This window comes from Bartonella sp. AA83SXKL, assembly GCF_042196965.1.
In the GTDB taxonomy this organism is placed as follows: domain Bacteria; phylum Pseudomonadota; class Alphaproteobacteria; order Rhizobiales; family Rhizobiaceae; genus Bartonella.
This window is the reverse complement of the sequence record NZ_JBHIRG010000158.1, coordinates 1-767: the sequence shown is the minus strand read 5'-3', so window position 1 is coordinate 767 and position 767 is coordinate 1. Positions and strand designations below refer to the sequence as shown.

The 767-nt window shown below is 40.0% G+C and carries 1 protein-coding gene; it reads right to left on the bottom strand.

Features of this window, described 5'->3' with window-relative positions:
- A partial coding sequence (locus tag ACFINO_RS10310; protein WP_375655729.1) for an amidase family protein occupies nt 1-767 on the bottom strand: 767 nt, incomplete at both ends.

Sequence of the window (767 nt, the reverse complement as noted above, 5' to 3'; positions counted from 1 at the left end):
AAATCACGCTTTACTAATGTTCGTACTTTCTGAGCTTTAAGATAATAGGCATCATAATAGCCCGATGAAAGAACATAAGTGCCAATCAAAATACGTCGTTTCACTTCATTACCAAAACCAACTGAGCGAGTATTTTCATACATTTCAATAACGTCTTTTCCCGGTATACGAAGACCAAAACGAACACCATCATAACGAGCCAAATTAGAAGATGCTTCTGCAGGAGCCACAATGTAGTAAGCAGGCAAAGCGTATTTTGTATGGGGTAATGAAATATTTTTTATTTCAGCCCCTGCTTCTTTTAGCCAATTTATTCCTTTTTGCCAAAGTTCAACGATTTCAGGAGACATTCCCTCAAGGTAATATTCTTTTGGAATACCAATTTTCATTCCTTTGATGGATTGACCAATATAACTTTCATAATCAGGCACTGGTAAATTAACTGAAGTAGAATCTTTTTCATCAAAGGAAGCCATTGATTTAAGTAAAATAGCACAATCTCGAACATTTCGCCCTATAGGTCCTGCTTGATCAAGTGATGAGGCAAAAGCGATGGTTCCCCACCGTGAACAACGTCCATAAGTTGGTTTTATCCCTACAGTACCAGTAAATGCTGCTGGCTGACGTATTGAGCCACCTGTATCTGTTGCGGTTGCACCCACACAAAGCCCTGCTGCAACAGCGGCCGCAGAACCACCTGAAGAACCACCTGGTACGAGTTTTTCATTAGAGTCTTTTTTTCGCCATGGACTAATAACTGGACCATA